Origin of the sequence: Serratia sp. AXJ-M (assembly GCF_046531865.1) — a bacterium.
GTDB lineage: Bacteria > Pseudomonadota > Gammaproteobacteria > Enterobacterales > Enterobacteriaceae > Serratia > Serratia liquefaciens.
In genome coordinates this window covers 1,552,640-1,571,357 of sequence record NZ_CP059394.1, presented here as the reverse complement: position 1 = coordinate 1,571,357, position 18,718 = coordinate 1,552,640, and the positions used below count along the sequence as shown (strand labels likewise).

Annotated in this window: 19 protein-coding genes; 5 read left to right on the top strand and 14 right to left on the bottom strand. The window is 54.8% G+C overall.

Annotation, left to right across the window (positions count from 1 at the left end; all coding sequences use genetic code 11):
* Positions 1-19: 19 nt before the first annotated feature.
* From H0S68_RS07420 to H0S68_RS07405, 4 genes are all read right to left on the bottom strand, one after another.
* A complete protein-coding gene (locus tag H0S68_RS07420) occupies positions 20-490 on the bottom strand; it encodes a YkgB family protein (protein WP_046374100.1) in 471 nt (156 codons plus the stop codon).
* A gap of 70 nt (positions 491-560) precedes the next feature.
* A complete protein-coding gene (locus tag H0S68_RS07415; protein ID WP_046374101.1) occupies positions 561-881 on the bottom strand; it encodes a pentapeptide MXKDX repeat protein in 321 nt (106 codons plus the stop codon).
* A gap of 58 nt (positions 882-939) precedes the next feature.
* Positions 940-1,728, bottom strand: coding sequence for a molybdopterin-dependent oxidoreductase (locus H0S68_RS07410; protein ID WP_410529281.1), 789 nt, complete (start codon positions 1,726-1,728; stop codon positions 940-942).
* 10 nt (positions 1,729-1,738) lie between these two features.
* Positions 1,739-2,350 (bottom strand): cytochrome b/b6 domain-containing protein, encoded by a 612-nt coding sequence (locus H0S68_RS07405; RefSeq protein WP_020825946.1) that lies wholly within the window; start codon positions 2,348-2,350, stop codon positions 1,739-1,741.
* 150 nt (positions 2,351-2,500) lie between these two features.
* On the opposite strand from H0S68_RS07405, the gene H0S68_RS07400 reads away from it, so the two are divergent.
* Complete coding sequence (locus H0S68_RS07400) at positions 2,501-3,214, top strand: response regulator transcription factor (protein ID WP_020825945.1); 714 nt, start codon at positions 2,501-2,503, stop codon at positions 3,212-3,214.
* A gap of 3 nt (positions 3,215-3,217) precedes the next feature.
* Positions 3,218-4,684, top strand: coding sequence for a sensor histidine kinase (locus H0S68_RS07395; protein WP_020825944.1), 1,467 nt, complete (start codon positions 3,218-3,220; stop codon positions 4,682-4,684).
* Positions 4,685-4,691: 7 nt separating this feature from the next.
* Here the strand turns inward: H0S68_RS07395 and H0S68_RS07390 are convergent, their stop codons facing one another.
* The 9 genes from H0S68_RS07390 to H0S68_RS07350 form a co-directional block, all read right to left on the bottom strand.
* Positions 4,692-5,399: a fimbria/pilus periplasmic chaperone gene (locus H0S68_RS07390; RefSeq protein ID WP_048761595.1), complete on the bottom strand. Its 708-nt coding sequence runs from the start codon at positions 5,397-5,399 to the stop codon at positions 4,692-4,694.
* A complete protein-coding gene (locus H0S68_RS07385) occupies positions 5,368-7,002 on the bottom strand; it encodes a hypothetical protein (protein WP_115059434.1) in 1,635 nt (544 codons plus the stop codon). The genes H0S68_RS07390 and H0S68_RS07385 overlap by 32 nt, the downstream gene beginning before the upstream one ends.
* On the bottom strand, positions 6,992-9,517 hold the full coding sequence (locus H0S68_RS07380; protein WP_410529452.1) for a CS1-pili formation C-terminal domain-containing protein: 2,526 nt from the start codon (positions 9,515-9,517) through the stop codon (positions 6,992-6,994). The genes H0S68_RS07385 and H0S68_RS07380 overlap by 11 nt, the downstream gene beginning before the upstream one ends.
* Before the next feature lie 79 nt (positions 9,518-9,596).
* Positions 9,597-10,265, bottom strand: coding sequence for a hypothetical protein (locus H0S68_RS07375; protein WP_020825940.1), 669 nt, complete (start codon positions 10,263-10,265; stop codon positions 9,597-9,599).
* A 79-nt stretch (positions 10,266-10,344) separates the two neighbouring features.
* Positions 10,345-10,932, bottom strand: a complete 588-nt coding sequence (locus H0S68_RS07370; RefSeq protein ID WP_020825939.1) for a common pilus major fimbrillin subunit EcpA — start codon at positions 10,930-10,932, stop codon at positions 10,345-10,347.
* A 464-nt stretch (positions 10,933-11,396) separates the two neighbouring features.
* Positions 11,397-12,026: a LuxR C-terminal-related transcriptional regulator gene (locus tag H0S68_RS07365; protein WP_020825938.1), complete on the bottom strand. Its 630-nt coding sequence runs from the start codon at positions 12,024-12,026 to the stop codon at positions 11,397-11,399.
* A gap of 205 nt (positions 12,027-12,231) precedes the next feature.
* A complete protein-coding gene (locus H0S68_RS07360) occupies positions 12,232-13,071 on the bottom strand; it encodes a transcriptional regulator (protein WP_046374108.1) in 840 nt (279 codons plus the stop codon).
* Between the two features lie 531 nt (positions 13,072-13,602).
* Complete coding sequence (locus H0S68_RS07355; RefSeq protein WP_130015999.1) at positions 13,603-15,027, bottom strand: heavy metal sensor histidine kinase; 1,425 nt, start codon at positions 15,025-15,027, stop codon at positions 13,603-13,605.
* Complete coding sequence (locus tag H0S68_RS07350; RefSeq protein WP_020825935.1) at positions 15,024-15,695, bottom strand: heavy metal response regulator transcription factor; 672 nt, start codon at positions 15,693-15,695, stop codon at positions 15,024-15,026. Before H0S68_RS07350 ends, H0S68_RS07355 begins: the two co-directional genes overlap by 4 nt.
* A 140-nt stretch (positions 15,696-15,835) precedes the next feature.
* On the opposite strand from H0S68_RS07350, the gene H0S68_RS07345 reads away from it, so the two are divergent.
* From H0S68_RS07345 to H0S68_RS07335, 3 genes are read left to right on the top strand one after another with little or no spacing between them, the layout of a single operon-like run.
* On the top strand, positions 15,836-16,462 hold the full coding sequence (locus tag H0S68_RS07345) for a hypothetical protein (protein WP_046374110.1): 627 nt from the start codon (positions 15,836-15,838) through the stop codon (positions 16,460-16,462).
* 14 nt (positions 16,463-16,476) lie between these two features.
* A complete protein-coding gene (locus tag H0S68_RS07340) occupies positions 16,477-17,085 on the top strand; it encodes a cytochrome b/b6 domain-containing protein (protein WP_020825933.1) in 609 nt (202 codons plus the stop codon).
* Positions 17,075-17,842 carry a molybdopterin-dependent oxidoreductase gene (locus H0S68_RS07335; RefSeq protein WP_020825932.1) on the top strand — a complete coding sequence of 256 codons (768 nt, stop codon included), beginning with the start codon at positions 17,075-17,077 and terminating at the stop codon, positions 17,840-17,842. Before H0S68_RS07340 ends, H0S68_RS07335 begins: the two co-directional genes overlap by 11 nt.
* Before the next feature lie 76 nt (positions 17,843-17,918).
* Here H0S68_RS07335 and ygbI read toward each other — a convergent pair whose 3' ends face one another.
* A complete protein-coding gene (gene ygbI / locus H0S68_RS07330; RefSeq protein WP_116690890.1) occupies positions 17,919-18,689 on the bottom strand; it encodes a DNA-binding transcriptional repressor YgbI in 771 nt (256 codons plus the stop codon).
* Between the last annotated feature and the right edge of the window lie 29 nt (positions 18,690-18,718).

The following is an 18,718-nucleotide window of genomic DNA, read 5'->3' as shown; positions in this document are numbered from 1 at the left end:
TTAAAAACTGCGCCTTTTTTTACGGTATATCGTCAGGCAAGTCGGCTTTTAGCAGCAGTATCGAACCCGCCAATAACACCAGATCTTTTAGCAGAAAGCTGGTGGCCCCCCCCATCGCCGGAAAGCCACCGGCCGAAGCTTCCCAGGCACCCGGTGTGGAGAAGATCAGCGTCAGGGTCGTCAGATAAGTCAGCGTCGATCCCACCGCCCCCAATAACCCCAAACGTCGCGACCAAAAACCGGCCAGCAGCAAAAGACCAAAGCTCCACTCGGCAACCCCTAACGCATAACTGGCACCGCGAATGCCAAACACATCGTGCATCCAGGCCAGCAGCGGGCTATTACCAATCAGAGGCACCAGCCCCTGCGCTTCATAATCAAACCACTTGGCATAGCCGAAAGCGGCGAAGATCACCACCAGCGCCAGCCGCATAAAGGCCACGTCCCAGTTCGAGCGCTTAAAGCGCTGCAGCCACATAGTCTGAACCATCGTCCCTCCCGTTGTACTTGCCCGCAGCCGGGATTAAACCAGCGTCCATCCGGCTGCGGGACGCGGCGGCTTACTGCCCCATAGCGTCTTTTTGCATAGCGTCTTTGCTCATACTGTCTTTCTTCATGCCGTCATGCTTCATGGCGTCTTTACCCATGCTGTCTTTCTTCATGCCATCATGTTTCATGGCATCTTTGCCCATGCCGTCTTTCTTCATGCAATCCTTGCCCATACACTCTTTTTTCATGCCGTCTTTGGCCATACCGTCGTGCGACATCTGGCTCATGCCGTCTTTTTTCATCGCGTCTTTGCCCATGCTGTCGGCGGCATTGGCACCGAGGGAACCTAACATCAACGCGCTACACATCATTACTGCGAATAACTTTTTCATGGTATTTCCTTTTCTCATTTAAAAAGCACCTGTGTGCCGGGGATAATTGGGGCCGTCGTTAGCTGCCGCCAAACCAGTTGTAACCTTGATCTTCCCAGTAGCCGCCGGGAAAGCGGTTGGTGATCTCTATGACCTGAATATGTTTCGGGTTCTTGTAGCCGAGCTTGGTCGGCATGCGCAGCTTCATCGGATAGCCGTATTTACGCGGCAGGATCTGGCCATCGTAAGTCAGCGCCATAATGGTTTGCGGATGCAGCGCCGTGGCCATGTCGATGCTGGTGTAGTAGTCGTCGGCGCATTTGAAGCTGACATAGTTGGCGCTCAGGTCCGCGCCGATCGCCTGCAGAAATTGCGCAAAGGGTACGCCCCCCCACTTACCGATGGCGCTCCAACCTTCAACGCAGATATGGCGCGTCACCTGGCTGATTTGCGTCATGCTGTGCAATTGCGGCAAGGTCCACGGCTGCTTATTCAGCACTAACCCACTGACCTCCAGCCGATAATCCTCGCCATTGATATCCGGCGCCTCTTCTTCGGCGTAAAACGCGTTGAACGGAAACGGACGAGTAATCTGCGACTCGGCATACACCGGTGCCAAATGGTCGGCGTTAAACAGCCACCCCTGCACCCGATCGTTAAAGCGCGAGATACGGCTCAACGCCTGTTCCACATGGGTGTTGTCGCTAAGGTCACAGCCGGTGAGCATCGCAATGCCACCCAGCGTCAACCCGTTACGCAGAAAACGGCGGCGTGAAGAGGAGGTCAATTGGCGCGCCAGCAACTGGTGTGCCTCCCTGACAATCTCCCGGCCTTCACTCAGGCTGATAAGGGGTTTATCTGTTTTCATCGGGTTCTCCTTAACGTCCACGCAGCATGGCCAACAGCGTGCGTGGTACCAGCGCCACCATGACCAGGTGCACTACTACAAACCCCACCAGCGCCGACATGGCGTAAAAGTGGATATAACGTGCCGCTTCATAGCCGCCGAGCAATTCGCGCAGCAGCGGAAATTGCACCGACTTCCACAACACCAGGCCAGATATCACCATCACTACGCCTGCCACCATCACAAACAGATAAGCAGCTCGCTGTACCATGTTGTAATGACGCAAATCGCTATGACCGAGTTTGCCCCGTAGCGCCGCCAGCAGATCGCTCAACAAGGCTTTTGGGCTGAGCGGCCAAAATTTGCGTTTCAAACGGCCGCTGAACAGATTGATCAGCAGATAACACAACCCGTTGATCCCAAACAGCCACATGCCGGCGAAGTGCCATTGGAGCGCCCCACCCAACCAACCGCCTAGCGTCAGCTCATTGATAAAACTGAAGTTGAACAGCGGGGAAGCGTTGTAGATGCGCCACCCGCTGGTGACCATGATCAGCATCGCCAACGCATTCAACCAATGCGTCAGGCGCAGCCACAGCGGGTGGATCAGTGCGGGTTTCTCCGGCGTAATGGACATGGCCATGACGTCTCTCCTGACGGTGGCGGTTTCGATGGGCTGAGTATCCGTCCGATTTGTTCCCCAAGACCTCACGCAAAGTTAAATAAAATGTGATAACTCAGGCTCCGGTGGTTGTGTAGACTTCACTAAGGCCTGGCAATCAGCGGTGAGAGAATGGAAAAGCCAAAGAAAATTTTAATCGTCGAGGATGACGGCAATATCGCGGAGCTGCTGCAGTTACATCTGCGCGACGAGGGTTATGACATCAGCCATGCCGCCGATGGCAATCTGGGGATGGCGATGCTGGAACAGGGCGGCTGGGACGCATTGATCCTCGATTTGATGCTACCGGGGATCGATGGGCTGGAGATCTGCCGCCGCGCGCGCAACATGACGCGCTACACGCCGATCATCATCACCAGCGCGCGATCCAGCGAGGTACATCGCGTGCTGGGGTTGGAACTCGGTGCCGACGACTATCTCGCCAAACCCTTTTCGATGCTGGAACTGGTGGCCAGGGTTAAGGCACTGTTTCGCCGTCAGGAAGCCATGAGCCGCAACCTGAAAATGGACGCCGGCACCTTGAGCTTTGACGGCCTGACCATCGATCCGATTGCGCGTGAAGTACTGTTGAATCATCAAGCCATCGACCTGACGCCGCGTGAATTCGACCTGCTGTATTTTTTTGCCAAACACCCCGGCAAGGTCTTTTCCCGCTTGAGCCTGCTCAACCAGGTGTGGGGATATCAGCACGAAGGCTATGAGCACACCGTGAATACCCACATCAACCGGCTGCGCATCAAGATTGAAAGCAACCCGGCGGAACCCGAGCGCATCCTCACCGTGTGGGGTATGGGCTACAAATTCGCGGCAGCGCCGCAAGAGTGAATCATGAAAAACCTTACGTTAACGCAACGTCTGACCCTGATCTTCGCACTGCTGATGGTGGTCAGCTGCGCCATATCCGGCTGGATGCAGGTGCGCAGCAGTACCCAGTACAGCCAGGCGGTGATCCAGCGGTTGTCCGGTAATCTGGCGCAGCACATTGCCGACAGTAACCCGCTGTTGGGGCAAAACGGGCTGAACGCCCCCTCGGTTCACAGCCTGTTCGATCAACTGATGGCGGTAAACCCCAGCGTTGAGGTCTACCTGCTCGACAAACAGGGCAATATCATTGGCAACGCCGCGCCGGCCGGCCACCTGAAACGCCAGAAAGTGGATCTGCTGCCGTTGCAGGCCTTGTTCGATGGCGCCAGCATGCCGGTTTACGGCGATGACCCGCGCAACCCGAATGCCAGAAAAGTGTTCAGCGCCGCACCGCTGAAGGTCAATGGTCAGGTTGAAGGCTATTTGTACGTGGTGCTGCTGGGCGAAGACTACGACGCGCTGGCCAGCAACGCGCTGTTTAGCTCTGCGGTTTCCATGGCGCTGTGGTCATCGGGCCTGATGGTGCTGTTCAGCCTGTTGGCCGGCGGATTCGCGTTCTATTGGGTCACCCGGCCAATCCGTCGTCTTACGCGTCAGGTCAGCGAGCTGGACAGCGGCGGCATCGCTGCGGTACAGGCCTATGCCGCGCTGCCGGTCGACGCCGCCGGACGCGACGAGGTCAGCCGACTGCAGCAAGCCTTCAACAGCATGGCGCAACGCATCGCCTTACAGTGGCAGTCGCTTTCACAGCAGGACCAACAGCGCCGCGAGTTTATCGCCAATATCTCGCACGACCTGCGTACCCCGCTGACTTCGCTGCACGGCTACCTGGAAACGCTGTCGGTAAAATCCGCCAGCCTGAGTGAAAACGATCGCCAACGCTATCTGGAGATCGCGCTGGCGCAGAGCCGCAAGGTCGGTCGGCTGGCGCAGGAGCTGTTCGAGCTGGCACGGCTGGAGTATGGCGTGGTGAAACCGCAGAAAGAGCCGTTCTCGCTCAGCGAGCTGGTGCAGGATGTGTTCCAGAAGTTCGAGCTGGCAGCCGAGGCTCGCCAGCAACGGCTGCTGGCTGATATCGCCCCGGGCATTCCATTGGTGTTCGCCGATGTCAGCATGATTGAACGCGTGTTGACCAACCTGCTGGACAACGCTATTCGCCACACGCCACAGGGGGGCGAGATTGAAGTGCGGCTCTGGCAGCAGGCAGGCAAGGTGCTGGTTCAACTTAACGACAGTGGCCCCGGTATCCCACAGGAGCTGCGCGCCGATCTGTTCGTTCGCCCTTCTATTCTGAGCAGCGCGCGTCGCCACGCCAGCGGGCTGGGATTGATGATCGTGCGGCGCATTTTGTTGCTGCACGACAGCGATATCCAACTGATCGAACAACCGCAACGCGGTGCCTGCTTCCGCTTCTCAATCCCGCTGCGTTAGCGCGTTATTATTCGTTGAGGCAGCTTTTATCGATGCTGATAAATTTGTCGTTATAGATAATAAATTTCTGCCCTTTCTGGCGAATACCGGCATGAGTCAAAGTATCGCCAGGACGCAGGTATTCGGTTACCCCTTCTTCGTCGGTACTGTCGCAACCGGGCTTGATCAACAGCTTGAAGTAGGTGTTGCCGGTATTGGTGACGGTGCCGCGCTGTGAATCGAGCCGATAGGCAAAATTGGTCTGACGTGGCCGCACCACCAAAATGGTGTCCATTACCACGATTGGCTCCAGCGTCACGCCAGTCGCCTTTTGCCCTGCGGGATCGAATAAGCGGGTCGGAATTTCTCGGAACGATACCCGGTAATAGCGTTCGCGGTTATCCTGCGGCCCGCGGTAAAAGAACTTGTAATATTCGCTCTGTCCCGCCTGCAGCTGGAGTTGACGAGGGGCAAACAGCAGTTCGCCATCGGCCGGTTTGCTCCGCGTTTCGCTATCACCCGGTCGATCAATGGCCCGCAGCGTCACCTGATAAATACGCGCGCTGCGGTTATTGTTCAACACCCGCTTGGCGGTGAAGGATTGGTCCTGATCCATGGCGAACGTCAGGGTGCCAACGTTAATCGCGCTGGCATAAAATGGCAGGCACAATAGCCCGAGCAGCAAGCTTCTCACAGCCTTTCCCCTAGTTAATGTTGCGCCAGGTGGCTTCAACATGGATCTCACCGGCGGCGCTAACGTCGCCGTACCAACCATTACCTTCAATCGTCCTCAGTGAAATCGGGTTATTCATCGGAATACTGAATTTCACCCGTGTTTTGTTTAACACCCCTACCTCGCCGGAAATGTCATTCCACGGCGTACTGCTCCATAACGCATTCGTCATGTCATGCCACTGCCCGTCGCAGCCGGCGTCATAATCCTGCTGCCCGTTGGTGCTGGTAGTGATGCTCAGCGTCGCCGGGAACGGTACTTTGGTGCTGTTATCCGCCGAGGAAAAAATGCAGTAGCTTCTGCCGCTGAGGGCCTGTGTCGGGCCGGTGGCCATGACTCTCACCTCATCGGCAGCGGTTTTACCGCTGGTGGTAACAATATAAGTAAACTCCAGCGGTGGCTCACCCGGTCCAACGTAACCTTCACGATGAGGGGTATTGTCATAGTCGTCAGAAATAATGCTAATGCTGAAATCGCGCGGTTTAATAATCAGCTGGTTTGAGGTGGAAAACTCATACCAGCCGGACTCCGGCGACGTGGTGTTCTGGAAGCGGAAGTTAATCAGGTCGCGAGTGCCACTGTCGGAGATCCCCAGCTTCACCATCTGCTTAAAGAAGTTGCTGGCGAAAAAGACGTAGATGGCATTGCTGCTTTTCAGCTCGTTAAAGGTGTAATAGCTGCCGGTACCGGAAGTGTTTTTCCAGGTGTTGCCGTTCAGACTGAACTGCAGGTCGGCGGCGTTAACCGCCGAGGACAGCGCCGCATGGTTAATGGCCGGGAACACGTGAATCGAGGTATTGCTGACGCTGCCATCGGTCTGCAGATCGTAGCTGACCATTTTGCACATGATGCCGGCGCGCGCACCGATAGTCTGGTTTTTACAGTCGGCATTCCCCTCACCGATGATCGGCACGCCGTCGCTGTTAACAAACACTTCCGATACCGCGTTGGTGTTGATAAAGCGCAGATGCGCGGCCTTGCTGTGGGTCACGGTGCGTTTATACCAATTACCGCTGGCCTGGTTCTGGCACCGTCCCCCAGCGCCGGCATCATAAGTGGCCGAGGTCTGGCAGCTGTTAATCTGCATACTGAATGCATCGCCGGGGGCCATCTGCTGCAAATATTGGTAGAAACTCGGCGACATCATGCCGTGCATCCATTTTGCGCCGCCCGGCGTCACCACCGCACCATAAAACCCTTTTTCATCGGTGCTTTGCGGCAGGATCAGGCTGGTGTCCATATTACAGCCCGCATACCAGTTAATGCAGCGCAGGCCGAGGAACGGATTTTTTATCGGGGCATTTTCCAGCCACATGTCAAAGCGGTTGTTCGCCGACAGGCCGGTGTTATAACCATTGTCCACATAGCCCAGGCTCTGCTGATAAATGGTGCCGGAGCCGCCGTATTTCAGGCCGGTCCATTTATTCGCACCGGTCATGCGCGGATCCAGCACCCCGGACGGCGTAACGAAAAAGTTGTCGTCGGCGTTGTTTTCAACGAACACGAACTTCACGGTCGCGGCGTTTGGCCAGTTGGTAACGGTAACCGCCGCACGCAACGGCAGGGCCACCCACAGCATAAGCAGCAGCGCAATTTTAGCCTTCATTGATCGTTTCTCCTGCCTGCATATTGTTGCCGGCATAGGTTTTCAGCCCGGTACAGACCACGTCACCGACCCACACGGCGCCCTGAGCCTTGCTCAGATCCAGATCCACTTCGCAGCTCTGGTTACCGCTATGCGTAAAGTCGATAACCGGGAATTTCTTATCGACGTCCATAATGAATTCGCCTTTGTCATCGGTGCGGGTGCGCCCGATATTGTTTTTGATATAGGCGTTGGCCAGCAGCGTGCCGTCTTCAGCCTTGATGCGACCAAACACCGTCACCATCTGTTTGATTTCTGGCGTGATCACCGCCACGTTACCCGGATACAGCGTCAGCTTGCTCTTGCGTTTGGTGACGATATCGAAGCTTTCCGCCGAGTTTTTATTGTTCATCAACTCCACTTCGTACTGACCGTACGGCGACAACGGCACATAGTTTTTATTGCCGGTCAGCTTGACCGTCCGTCCGTCGACCCGGGCGGTCAGCATGCCGTCGTTTTCAATACCGGTATTAAAGATGATGCCCGCATTGCCTTCGCTTCGGCCGCTGGCCGCAATATCACGCCCCTGCCAACCCATGCTGCCGCTGGCGGACAGGCTCGAGTTGACGTAACCGTCGGCGGAGCTGCTGACGTTGACCGTACCGGCGGAATATTTGGTATCAAAGCGCGCGTATGCACCGCCGTTAAGGCTGTTATCGCCGTTAGTGTCGCCGGATATCGCCCGCGACAGGTTGGCGCCGAGGGTGCGGATCGGCCCGTTTTGAATATCCTTGCGCGCCGCCAGGTTAGCCGTGGTATAGCCGTTTTGATTGGAAACTCCAGCGCTGAGCCAATTGCCCATCGGCAAAGAGAAGTCCAGCGCAATATATTTACCGGTATTTGCGCTGTAGCCACCGTTGTTATAGCGCTGTATGCCGGCGCGTACGCCCAGCGTGCCAAAACGGCCAGTAAACACATTTTGATAATAATCGGCGTTGTAGTAATGACTGTTGTTCTTCTTATCGTCGTTGTAGCTGAGACTCAGGCTACCCAACGGCGACCATAGCGCACCAAAATTCATCGTGCCGCCGATGGCACGGTTATATGCATCGTTTTGCAGCAGTTTGTCGCCAATCGAGGTTTTTTCCTGATTGATCCACACACTGCTGAAACCGCCAGGCAGTGCTGCGCTGACGCTGTTAACCATGCTCCATGAGCTGTCGGAGGCCGCCATGTTCTGCAGGTTGAACTGAATCGACTCGGTGAGCGGTACGCTGATGCGGCTTTCACCGACCGCGTTGCTGTCAAACGAATAGCCGGACAGCGCCCAGTTGAGCCTGTTTACGTTGCCGGTAGCAGAGGCACCCAGCAGATAAGAATCTTTCGCCGGTCGCTGACGTTGGTTATCGCCGCGCCAGTCGTCCATACGGATCATTCCGCCCCAAAACTGCCAGGCCAGCGGCGCATTGGCACCACGATTGGGGCTGAACAGTTTGTTCACCCGCTGCATGCGCTTATCTACCACCTTGCCGTTGACCACCACTTCGACTTCGACGTCATAAATGCCGTAAGGCAAGTTACCGGTATCCACTTCATGGTTACCCATGGCAAAATTTTGTACGCTGAGCAGCCGCCCTTCACGCGACAAGTGCACTTCCCCCGCCGATGGGAAAAATGCCACGATCGGCGTCAGCGACTGGCTGTTATCAAAAACGGTAGAGTTGGCACGGTTACCGTAGGACAGGCCGTAGATCTTGCTGGAGTTGATGGTGGTGACCGGTCCCAGCGACTGCAGGTTCCAGCTGTCGAGCATGCCGGCGGCAAAGCGGCGGCCGGCAAAATCGCGCTCGTACATCGCCTTATACAGCGTAGCGTTTTCGTCGCCGCTGCCGATGCCGTAAATCGAACCGTTCACTTCCACGTGGTGCTCGCGCAAAGCGGTAACGCTGTTGAGTGACAGGTAACTGGAAGTGTTGCCCTCGCTGGCACGGGTGCGGTTATCGTAAATACCAAGGTTATAGTCCAGCGTGCTGCTGACGGCATTGACGCTCGACGCGCCAATGTCGCTGGAGCGCGCGCGGAGCAGGGTTCCCATCGCGGACGCTTTCACCACCAGCTGTAAATTGAGCTGGCGGAAATCCAGCGCCAGCCAGGCGTCGGGCGTCAGCGCAATACGCTGCAGCCGATCAAATGCGGTCTCCTGCAGTGCCTGCAGCTGTTTGATGGTTTCCGCAGTCAGCGGTGTCCCCTCGTCACCCTCTTCCAGGGTAATTTGGCGAATTTTTAGTTGGTCGTTTTCGAGGTACAAAAAGGCATGGCCAATACGGCGGTCGTCTTTTACACCGCTGTTTTTTTCAAAGTGCAATAGCAGGGGGATGCTCATGCCTTCGCGCAACGCCAGGCTGAAGGTCTGGGGGATCAAGACGCCATCAATCTGGGTCAGTCCGGCAGCCATCGTCGTCTGACCCGGCAACAGCACGGCAGGAAGCACAAGCGCGCCGGCGGCAAGCAGGGTTTTTAACAACACATCATCCAGCGCACCTTTCACATCCACTCCTTGAATTCTTGTTATGAGTTCCATTCCGCATAGGCTTTGCCGTGGGTTACGCAGTCCGTTATTTCACCGGGATAAACTGGTCGCCATGCCACAGCGCAACGCGACCCTTCTTGTCGCTGACGTCCACCTTGCTGAAAGCTCGAGCCTTGCCTGGCATGACGAAATAGTTTTCCTTGCAGTCATTCCCCTCTTTCTTGTCGCGGCAATTACCGTAGGCCACCACCTTAAAGGTGGCGTTGCCGGTGTTTTTGATCTGGCCGTCGGCAAACTGATAGTCGAATTGGTCCTGCCGTGGCGCCACCACCAAAATGGTGCCGATACGTGCCGATGTGGTGGCAACCGCGTTGCGTTTAGCCGAGTTTTTCCCCACATCGCTCAACGCCTGATCGAACCAGACAATGCGGTAATACCGTTCCTGGTTGTCGCTGGGGCCTTTGTAATAGAAACGGATCACGTCGCTGGCATTGGCCGGTAATATCAGGCTGGCCGGCGACAGCAACATTTCATCTTTACTGCCCATCGGGAGCACCGTGCCGGACTCCAGCGGGCTGGAAATTCGCTCGATCTTGATATTCACCAGACGACCGCTGTCGGTGGTGTTCTTGATTTCTTTACTCAGACGCGCGCTATCGCTGTGCATGAACGAGCTGATCTCACCGACGTCGAGCGCGAAAACAGGTTGAGACAGCGATAGCAACAGGCAGGCGGCGAGAGAGAGTCGTTTCATAACGGTATTCCAGTGACGTTCTTCAGCGGGGTGGAATAAGCAGGGGATTGCCCCCTGCTCTAAACCAGCAACTCGGGGATTACGCAGTCCAGGTGGCGTTGAATTCCACGCTCACATCACCGCTCCAGATACCTTCCGGCAGGGTGCTGAAGTCGGTGACCGCAGTGGTGCCGTCAGAGGTGGCGCCAATAATGGTGAAAGTGAACTGATCTTGTGCGCTGGTGCGGACAGCTTGATTGTAAGCGTTGGATAACGCGCTCAGGTTGCCCCCCAAAATGCCGGCAGAGGTGTCGATCATGGTGGTTTCCGCCGTTTTCTCTACCGCTGCGCCGTTGTAGTTCACGCCGACATTCAGGGTTGAGCCAGAGGTATCCAGCTGAGTCAGGGTGTTTGAAACCAGTTTAGAAGTCAGTTTGAAGGCAGTTGCAGTGGCATCCCCTTCTACGGTCACGTCAAACAGACCTTTCTGGCTGTTGAAACCCTTGATGCCTTCCGCATAGTTGAAAGACAGGCTGCCGATTGGGGTAACAACCAGTTTGCTGGTGGTGTCTTTCTTCGCGGTAGCAGACCAGGTAGCCAGCGCCTGAGCGGTAACGTCGGCGGCTTGAGCAGTGCTGACCGCAGCGAAGGCGGAAATGATTGCCAGAGCCAGTGTAATTTTCTTCATGGTAAAACTCCCTTCAACTTTAAATATGATTGTGCGTCCATTAGCCTGACGTGCCTTAATCAGTCACTTGCATGAGTGCTTTTAGCCAGTCTGCTTGACGGAGAAAAGAGTAACCGCATCAAATCAAAAAAGAACCATTAACTACCAATGGTCAAATATTTAGATTTTTATTCTTACTTTAATGTTTATTTTGCTTCCAGTAAGTTAAAAGGGCCATGTAATGATGCTGCAGGGAACAAAACACCTATTGTTTTCATCCCCTCTAAAACCACGTTAACGGTATATAAAACGCACTATTGCGTCAGCGCATAAATAAGGGCGACAGGTTTATTTTTGTAGGATGTTTAATTTGATGCAGATCAATTCATCTGGGTGGCTGGCAGGAAATAAAGGGATAAGCGCTTGGAACGAGAAAGTATTAAACCGCCGGCGCGGCGTGTGCCATTACAACCGACGGCGAATTTTTAGGCCGGGTGTTGAGTCCTGAAGGCCAAAATCAGGCGCATAAACCCTGCTTGATTAAGCCTCAGCTTACGCATGATATTCAGCTTATGGCTACTGACCGTTTTACAACTGCGATGGGTAATACTGGCGATATGTCGCGGATTGGCGCCGGCGATCATCATCGCCAATATTTGCCATTCGCTACGGGACAAGGGTTCTACCGCGGATATCAACGCTTTCTGAATCGCCGGACTACGGTAACTTACCCCCGTGCCGACAGCGTCAATGGCCTGATACAGGCAAACCAATGGATCGTCTTTGGCCACCAGGGATAAATGCGTTTGAGCAGCCAGAATGGTCAATATGCTGGCATTGGTCACTTCAGTAAATATGATCAGTGGCGTCTTGGGCCAAATATCCTTTATCGTCAGGATGAAATGTAATACATCATACAAACTCTCACTTTCATTATACAGCTCCATTATGAGGATTTGTTTCTCATTCTCCTTTAACCCTGCCTCCACTGCCCTGATGCTGTGCACAAATTGGTAGTGTATGGGTTCGGTTCCAATAAGTGCCCGTAATCCTTTTCTCACCCAGGGGTTGGGTTCGAAAAAGAGAATGTCCTCCCTGAAAGAGATATTTTTCATAATCTATTACCATAATTAGGTATTACAAAAGCGGTTGGCGCAGAAATGCAAGGCAGCGCCGGCGAGCAAAATATAAGGCTTGCATCGAATAAATGCTGCATTATTAACCAGGTGGTGAAAATTAAGTATTTAATATCAAGACAATAAAGATTGGTGGCATATTCCTTTCCCCCGGGGTGGCGTTCATCCTGACACCGATTGATGATTAATTAAGAATTGCGGCGTTGTCGCTTTCGAGCCCAGAGCAAATCTCTACCCGATGTTCGCGTAAAATGCGACAGCGCAGAAAAAACAGTCGGGAAATGCCCGAAATGTAAGAACGTACCTGATTGCTGCGTACTACCAACAGGAATTCGTCACCGCTGCACTCTGCCGTTTGCGGGCCCGCATAGGCCAGAATGTCGCGACTTAGAGCAGCACTGACGGCAGCTGAGGCGCCCGGCATCGACATAAACACCTTACAACTGCTGACTTTGCCCAGATAGATTTCTTGCCGGGAAACCGAACCGGTGAGATAGGTGGTAATGCCAACCGCCAGCATAATTACCCCCAATGCCACTACGCTGACTATCGCCCACCAGCGCCGGGAATACCCGGTATAAACCGCTTCGGCTGCGGCTGAAGAGCCTGACGAAGGCGCGATTTCCGCTTGAACCGGCGCCGGTGGAGGGGAATTTATATCTCCATTTACGAAACGATCTTCCGGCCCTTCGCAAGACTCCACCATAATTTCATATCGCAGCATAAAACCGACCTTGGGGACGGTGACAATCACCTCGTCCTCAATGCCCAGATTTTTAATAACCCGACGTAATTTACTCACACATTGGTTAAGATTATTGTTGCCTGACACCATGCCATAATCATCCCAAACCTTCTTGAATATTACCTCCCGCCCCACTGGCTCGCCATGATGCGTAATCAATAGCAGCAGTAACCGCTTCGACGGATTGGAAATAGAGATGGGATCGTCAGGAAACTCTGTCAGGCTCATGGTTCCCGTATCCACGTCAAAAATGATGTGGTCATTAATTCTATATTTCATTTTTCACAGGTTTCACTCTAGGATTATTTATCGCCGGCGTTAAATGTTAATAGAATATTAAGCAATATTTAATCAGATTAATTAGCCAACCTTAGCCACTGACCCTTCTGAAAATCAATTAACGCCACAAAGTAAATATTTCTCACCTTATCATTTTTGATATAAGAATTTTCTCATATGTCATAACCAAAGATTATACAAACATCCACATCATTGATATATTTATATGTAAAAGATCTTAAAGTTAGTTTTTTGTTTTGTAAATTACCGCCTTTAAGCTGAAAATTCTCGTCATTCCTTTAATGCAAGCAATTTTAATAACAACATAACGATGAGTGAATTTTGCCAAAAGGGGTCGCCGCCAAAAAACCGGGCCTAGGCCGCAACATTGCCCTAATTCTGGTCAGAATTAATCTTTTGATCCGGAGGTGATTGGGTTAGCCCAGCGGTAAATGAAAGTAAATAGTTTCGACCAGGCCGGATAAACGGATGTGGCCGACCCAGCCAATCAAATCCGGCGTGGGAAATAGGCTATTCTTGCGCGGGGAATATCAGGCTGAAGGTGATGCGAGCGGTATTTTCCTCGACAACACAATGGGCGTGCGCTGTGCCACCATGCAGTGTCATGATCGCACGGACGATCGCCAGCCCCAGTCCGCTGGCATGGCTGCCGGAACTGCGGGCGGCATCGGCACGATAGAAGCGGTCGAACAATTTGTTCAGATGCGCCGGGGAGATCGGCGGGCCCTGATTGATAACCAGTATCGCCAGCCCACCATCGGCCTGACTGACAGCCTGCAGCTGTACCTGACTGTTTTCATCGGCATAGCGTACCGCGTTGGAGACCAGGTTACTCAATGCGCGCTGAAACAGCATGGCATCCGCCATCCATTGCCCTTCTCCCTGGCAGACCAACGTAATGCCGCGTTCTTCCGCCAAACCTTCGAAGTAGTCAGCCACCCGTTGCAGCTCTTGCGCCACATCAAGCCGCTGAGGGTTCAACACCGCTTGCCCTTCGCCGGCGCGCGCCAGAAATAGAATATTTTCCACCATACGGGAAATACGCTCCAGCTCCTCCATGTTGTTCGACAACAAGGTTTCATACTCTTCCACACTGCGCGCCTGATACAGCGCTACCTGACAGTGCCCCATCAGTGCCCCTACCGGTGTGCGGATTTCATGGGCCAAATCGGCGGAGAATTGCGTCAGGCGCAGATAACCTTCATTCAGGCGATCCAACATGGCGTTGAACGAACGGGTCAGTTGCTGCAATTCCTTCGGTACCCCGTGCTCGCTCAGGCGAGTCGACAGCGTGTTCGGGGTGATCACCGCCGCCTGCGCCGCCATTCGCCACAGTGGCTGCAGCCCGCGGCGCATCACCCAGTACCCCAGCAATGCAATCAGAATAAATGCCACCGCGACGGCGGCGACGATCCGCCAGAGATAACGCGCCAGCATCTTCTGCTCATTGACCATCACATGGGCAGCCGAAATTTGCAGCAGGTTACCGTCCTCCAGCCTGACCAGTGCCGATGCAGCACGCAATGGCACTCCTTGAGCGGTCATTCCGCCTTGAACCGCGCTCAAGCGCTGCGGCGTGCCGACCGGCGTCGGGATCACCGGTGGCAGGATCAACCTCGCCGGATTCACGTTGATTAACGGTTTTTTCCCCGGCTGCTGAAAAATCAGCACGTCCTGTTCGTTACCCAGCATATTTTCGAACAGGCCGGTATTCGCCGTCAGACGCTCCAACGGAAAACGCTGACTCAGCAAATTGCGGTAATACTCCACCCGGCCGGTAACCTGCAAATCGCTACGGGTAGTCATCTCCTGACGCATTGCACCGTACAGGTACCCCCCCGCGCCGCTAACCACCAGAGCCGCCACCAGTGCAAACAGCATGGCGCTGCGCAACGTCAGTGACAAGACGCGCCAACGCTGGATCACGGCCTTCATGAACGCGGTTCGCAAACGTAGCCGATACCACGCACGCTGTGGATCAGCTTGACCTCGAACGGCCGGTCAATCTTGGCACGCAGCCGCTTGATGGCGACATCCACCACGTTGGTATCGCTGTCAAAGTTCATGTCCCAAACCTGGGAGGCGATCATGGTGCGTGACAACACCTCCCCCTCACGTCGTACCAGAAGATGCAACAACATAAATTCTTTATTGGTCAGCGCGATCACCTGCTCCTGCCGCACCGCTTTACGGCGCAGCACGTCGAGCTGCAGGTCGGCTATTACATAGTGATCGGCTTCACGTACCGTGCCACGCCGCAGCAAAGTGCGCAGACGCAACACCAGTTCCGTAAAGGAGAAGGGCTTAATCAGGTAATCATCGGCACCCAGTTCGAGGCCATGAATGCGATCCTGCACCCCATCTCGCGCGGTCAGAAATAGAATGGGCACATCACTTTTCTTGCGCAGTACCTCGATAATCTGCCAGCCGTCCAGCCCCGGCAACATTACGTCCAGCACGATAGCGTCATAGCCGTGTTCCAGTGCCCGAAACAGGCCATCGGTGCCGTTACGTGCCAAATCGACGCTGTACCCCGCCTCTCCAAGCCCCTTTTTCAGGTAATCACCCGTGCTGATGTCGTCTTCAACCACCAGTATTCGCATTATCGCCACCTCATGACTCTTGCGGAAATACTAGCAGTTCTGGCGGACATTCTTGATGACATTAATGTCATCAAACGGACATGGTGCTGTCCCCGGTGTTCAACCATGCTTAACCGGCAACCTAAACAAAGGAGAACTTTATGATTACCCGTCATCGTTTTGCCGGTTTACTGCTTTCCACTCTCATGCTGTGCAGCGGTGCGGCCGCCGCAGCGCAAACCCCAGGCAAGGTGATTGCCCCGCTGCGTGGCGTTATCGATCAGGTGAGCGACACCAGCCTGCAGGTCACCGATCGCAAAGGGGAAAAGGTCAGCGTCAAGCTCAATGACCAGACCCGAGTGCTGAGCGTGTCGAAGGGCACGCTGGATGATATCAAGCCGGACAGCTTTATCGGCACCGCTGCCGTACCGCAGCCGGACGGCTCTTTGAAAGCGTTGGAAGTGCACGTGTTCGCAGCCAGCCTGCGTGGCACCGGCGAAGGCCACTCGGCCTGGGAATCCGCCGACGGTAAGGTCGACACCATGACCAACGGCACCGTGGGCAAACTGGTGAAGTCCAACGGCCGCACCCTGACCGTGACCTACGGTAACCAGCAGAAAACCGTTAACGTGCCGGAAGATGTGCCGATCGTCACTCTGGATCCCGGTGACCGCAGCCTGTTGAAACCGGGCGCGCATATCGTGTTGTTCTCCGCCACGGACGATAAGGGCGAACGCGTTGCTACCCGCATTTCTGCCGGCAAAGACGGTACCGTTCCACCGATGTAATTCAGGAGTGCATGATGAAAAGCAACGCGCCGCGGCCGGTGCATCGCTGGCCGGTCCGCCTGACCCATTGGATTAACCTGTTCGCCATGGTCTGCATGTTCATGAGCGGCTGGGAAATCTATAACGCTTCGCCGCTGTTCGGCTTCCGCTTTCCGCCGCAAGTCACGCTCGGCGGCTGGCTGGGCGGCGCGATCGGCTGGCATCTGGCGGTGATGTGGCTGCTGGCCTGCAACGCGCTGTGTTATGTCTTGTGGAGCCTGTTCAGCGGCCACTTGCGGCGCGATCTGCTGCCGCTTGGCCTCGGCGCGCTGCGGCGCGATATCTGGCAAGCCGTAACACTGCGGCTCAAACATCAGCATGGTCATTACAACGCCATTCAAAAACTGATGTACCTCGGCGTACTGCTTCTGGGGCTGCTGCTGGTGCTCTCCGGGCTAGCCATTTGGAAACCGGTGCAGTTACAAGGTTTGGTTAGCCTGTTCGGCGGCTTTGACATTGCGCGTTACGTACATTTTTTCGCCATGGCAGGCATTGGCTTATTTGTGGTGATTCACCTGCTGATGGTGATTATCGTGCCGCGCACGCTGTGGGCAATGATAACGGGTGGCAAACATGACGGATAAAAAACAACGCCCCATGGCACCGGGGCTGGAACCGGCACAAAAGAAACAGCTGGTTAATTTGCAGCGCCGCCTGATGCTTCGCTCCGGCCTGACGCTGGGTGGCGTCGCCATGCTGACCGGCTGCAACCTGCAGGACGGTGACCAGGTGGATAAAGTGCTGTGGGCAATGTCCCGCTGGAACGATCGGGTGCAAGCCTGGCTGTTCAACGGCCAAAAGCTGGCGCAGACCTACCGTTCGGATCAGATTACCCATCCGTTCCCGTTCAACGCGTATTACCCGGAATACAACGTTCCGGAAGTGGATCTCGCCAGCTACCGGCTGGAAGTCTCCGGTAAAGTAGAAAAAAAGGCCCCCTGGACGCTGGAGCAACTGCAACGCCTGCCGCAGCAAAGCCAGATAACCCGGTTAATCTGCATCGAGGGCTGGAGTGCCATTGGCCAATGGGGTGGCGTGCCGCTGCGCAATTTCCTGCAGCACATCGGGGCGGATCTGAACGCCCGTTACGTCGGATTCAAATGCGCGGATCGTTACTATTCCAGCATCGATATGGCCACCGCACTGCATCCACAAACCATTCTGGCGCTGGATTTCGGCGGCAAGGCGCTGCCGGCCGATTACGGTTACCCGCTACGGCTGCGGGTGCCGACCAAGCTGGGCTTCAAGAACGCCAAACATATCGCCGCCATTTTCGTCAGCGATACCAATCCCGGCGGTTACTGGGAAGATCAGGGCTATAACTGGTTCAGCGGCATTTAATTTCTGCGTAGCGCTGCGCAGAGAGCTCACCGCCCGCTGGTGCATTTATTCCGACGCTGTCAATACGAGGCTATGTTCAGTTTTTCTCCCCGGTCGTCATCAGCGTGATATCCGCCTGCAGGATCGCCTCTCGCGCTGCGGCGGGCAGATTATCATCGGTAATAATCGCGTCAAATACCGCAATCGGCAACGCCAGATAGGTGGCTATTTTACCGTATTTTGAGGTATCGCTGAGCAGGATACAGCGGCGACTGGCGTCAACGATGGCTTTCTTCACCATCACCTTATCTTCATTGGGCGTCGACAGGCCGCGCATGCTCCATGATGAGGCGGAAATAAACGCCAGGTCGATAAACAACCCACGTAGCGCCTGAGCCGCCGCTTCACCAACGCAGGAACGGTTCTCGCGACAGACGGTGCCGCCGGTGTGAATGATCTTGCACTGGCTGTGTTCTATCAGGTAGCCCGCAATCACAAAATCATTGGTGACCACCGTCAGATCTTCGCGCTCACTGAGGTGCTTTGCCAATGCCAGCGTAGTGGTGCCCGCATCCAGATAAATGCAGCTGTTGGGCGGGACCTGCCGGGCAGCCAACTGACCGATGGCCGCTTTCTGTTGGCTGTACATCCCTTCCTTATCCTGATGAGAAGGTTCAATCGCCACCCGTTCAGCAGATTGCACCCCGCCTGACACTGCCAGTACCGCGCCCTGCTCCTCCAGTTTTTGCAGATCGCGGCGAATCGTCATATGCGACACTCCCAGCCGCTCGGTCAATTCGGCAATACTGACCACCCCGCGTTCTGATACCAGCGCTAAAATTTGCTGATGGCGTTCTACAGGTATCACGGTTCCCTCTCTTTTTACCACAGTGATAA

Excerpts from the sequence above, each read along its gene's own strand:
- H0S68_RS07420 (WP_046374100.1), bottom strand. The coding sequence starts at position 490 with ATGGTTCAGACTATGTGGCTGCAGCGCTTTAAGCGCTCGAACTGGGAC.
- H0S68_RS07415 (WP_046374101.1), bottom strand. The coding sequence starts at position 881 with ATGAAAAAGTTATTCGCAGTAATGATGTGTAGCGCGTTGATGTTAGGT.
- H0S68_RS07410 (WP_410529281.1), bottom strand. The coding sequence starts at position 1,728 with ATGAAAACAGATAAACCCCTTATCAGCCTGAGTGAAGGCCGGGAGATT.
- H0S68_RS07405 (WP_020825946.1), bottom strand. The coding sequence starts at position 2,350 with ATGGCCATGTCCATTACGCCGGAGAAACCCGCACTGATCCACCCGCTG.
- H0S68_RS07400 (WP_020825945.1), top strand. The coding sequence starts at position 2,501 with ATGGAAAAGCCAAAGAAAATTTTAATCGTCGAGGATGACGGCAATATC.
- H0S68_RS07395 (WP_020825944.1), top strand. The coding sequence starts at position 3,218 with ATGAAAAACCTTACGTTAACGCAACGTCTGACCCTGATCTTCGCACTG.
- H0S68_RS07390 (WP_048761595.1), bottom strand. The coding sequence starts at position 5,399 with ATGTTGAAGCCACCTGGCGCAACATTAACTAGGGGAAAGGCTGTGAGA.
- H0S68_RS07385 (WP_115059434.1), bottom strand. The coding sequence starts at position 7,002 with ATGAAGGCTAAAATTGCGCTGCTGCTTATGCTGTGGGTGGCCCTGCCG.
- H0S68_RS07375 (WP_020825940.1), bottom strand. The coding sequence starts at position 10,265 with ATGAAACGACTCTCTCTCGCCGCCTGCCTGTTGCTATCGCTGTCTCAA.
- H0S68_RS07370 (WP_020825939.1), bottom strand. The coding sequence starts at position 10,932 with ATGAAGAAAATTACACTGGCTCTGGCAATCATTTCCGCCTTCGCTGCG.
- H0S68_RS07365 (WP_020825938.1), bottom strand. The coding sequence starts at position 12,026 with ATGAAAAATATCTCTTTCAGGGAGGACATTCTCTTTTTCGAACCCAAC.
- H0S68_RS07360 (WP_046374108.1), bottom strand. The coding sequence starts at position 13,071 with ATGAAATATAGAATTAATGACCACATCATTTTTGACGTGGATACGGGA.
- H0S68_RS07355 (WP_130015999.1), bottom strand. The coding sequence starts at position 15,027 with ATGAAGGCCGTGATCCAGCGTTGGCGCGTCTTGTCACTGACGTTGCGC.
- H0S68_RS07350 (WP_020825935.1), bottom strand. The coding sequence starts at position 15,695 with ATGCGAATACTGGTGGTTGAAGACGACATCAGCACGGGTGATTACCTG.
- H0S68_RS07345 (WP_046374110.1), top strand. The coding sequence starts at position 15,836 with ATGATTACCCGTCATCGTTTTGCCGGTTTACTGCTTTCCACTCTCATG.
- H0S68_RS07340 (WP_020825933.1), top strand. The coding sequence starts at position 16,477 with ATGAAAAGCAACGCGCCGCGGCCGGTGCATCGCTGGCCGGTCCGCCTG.
- H0S68_RS07335 (WP_020825932.1), top strand. The coding sequence starts at position 17,075 with ATGACGGATAAAAAACAACGCCCCATGGCACCGGGGCTGGAACCGGCA.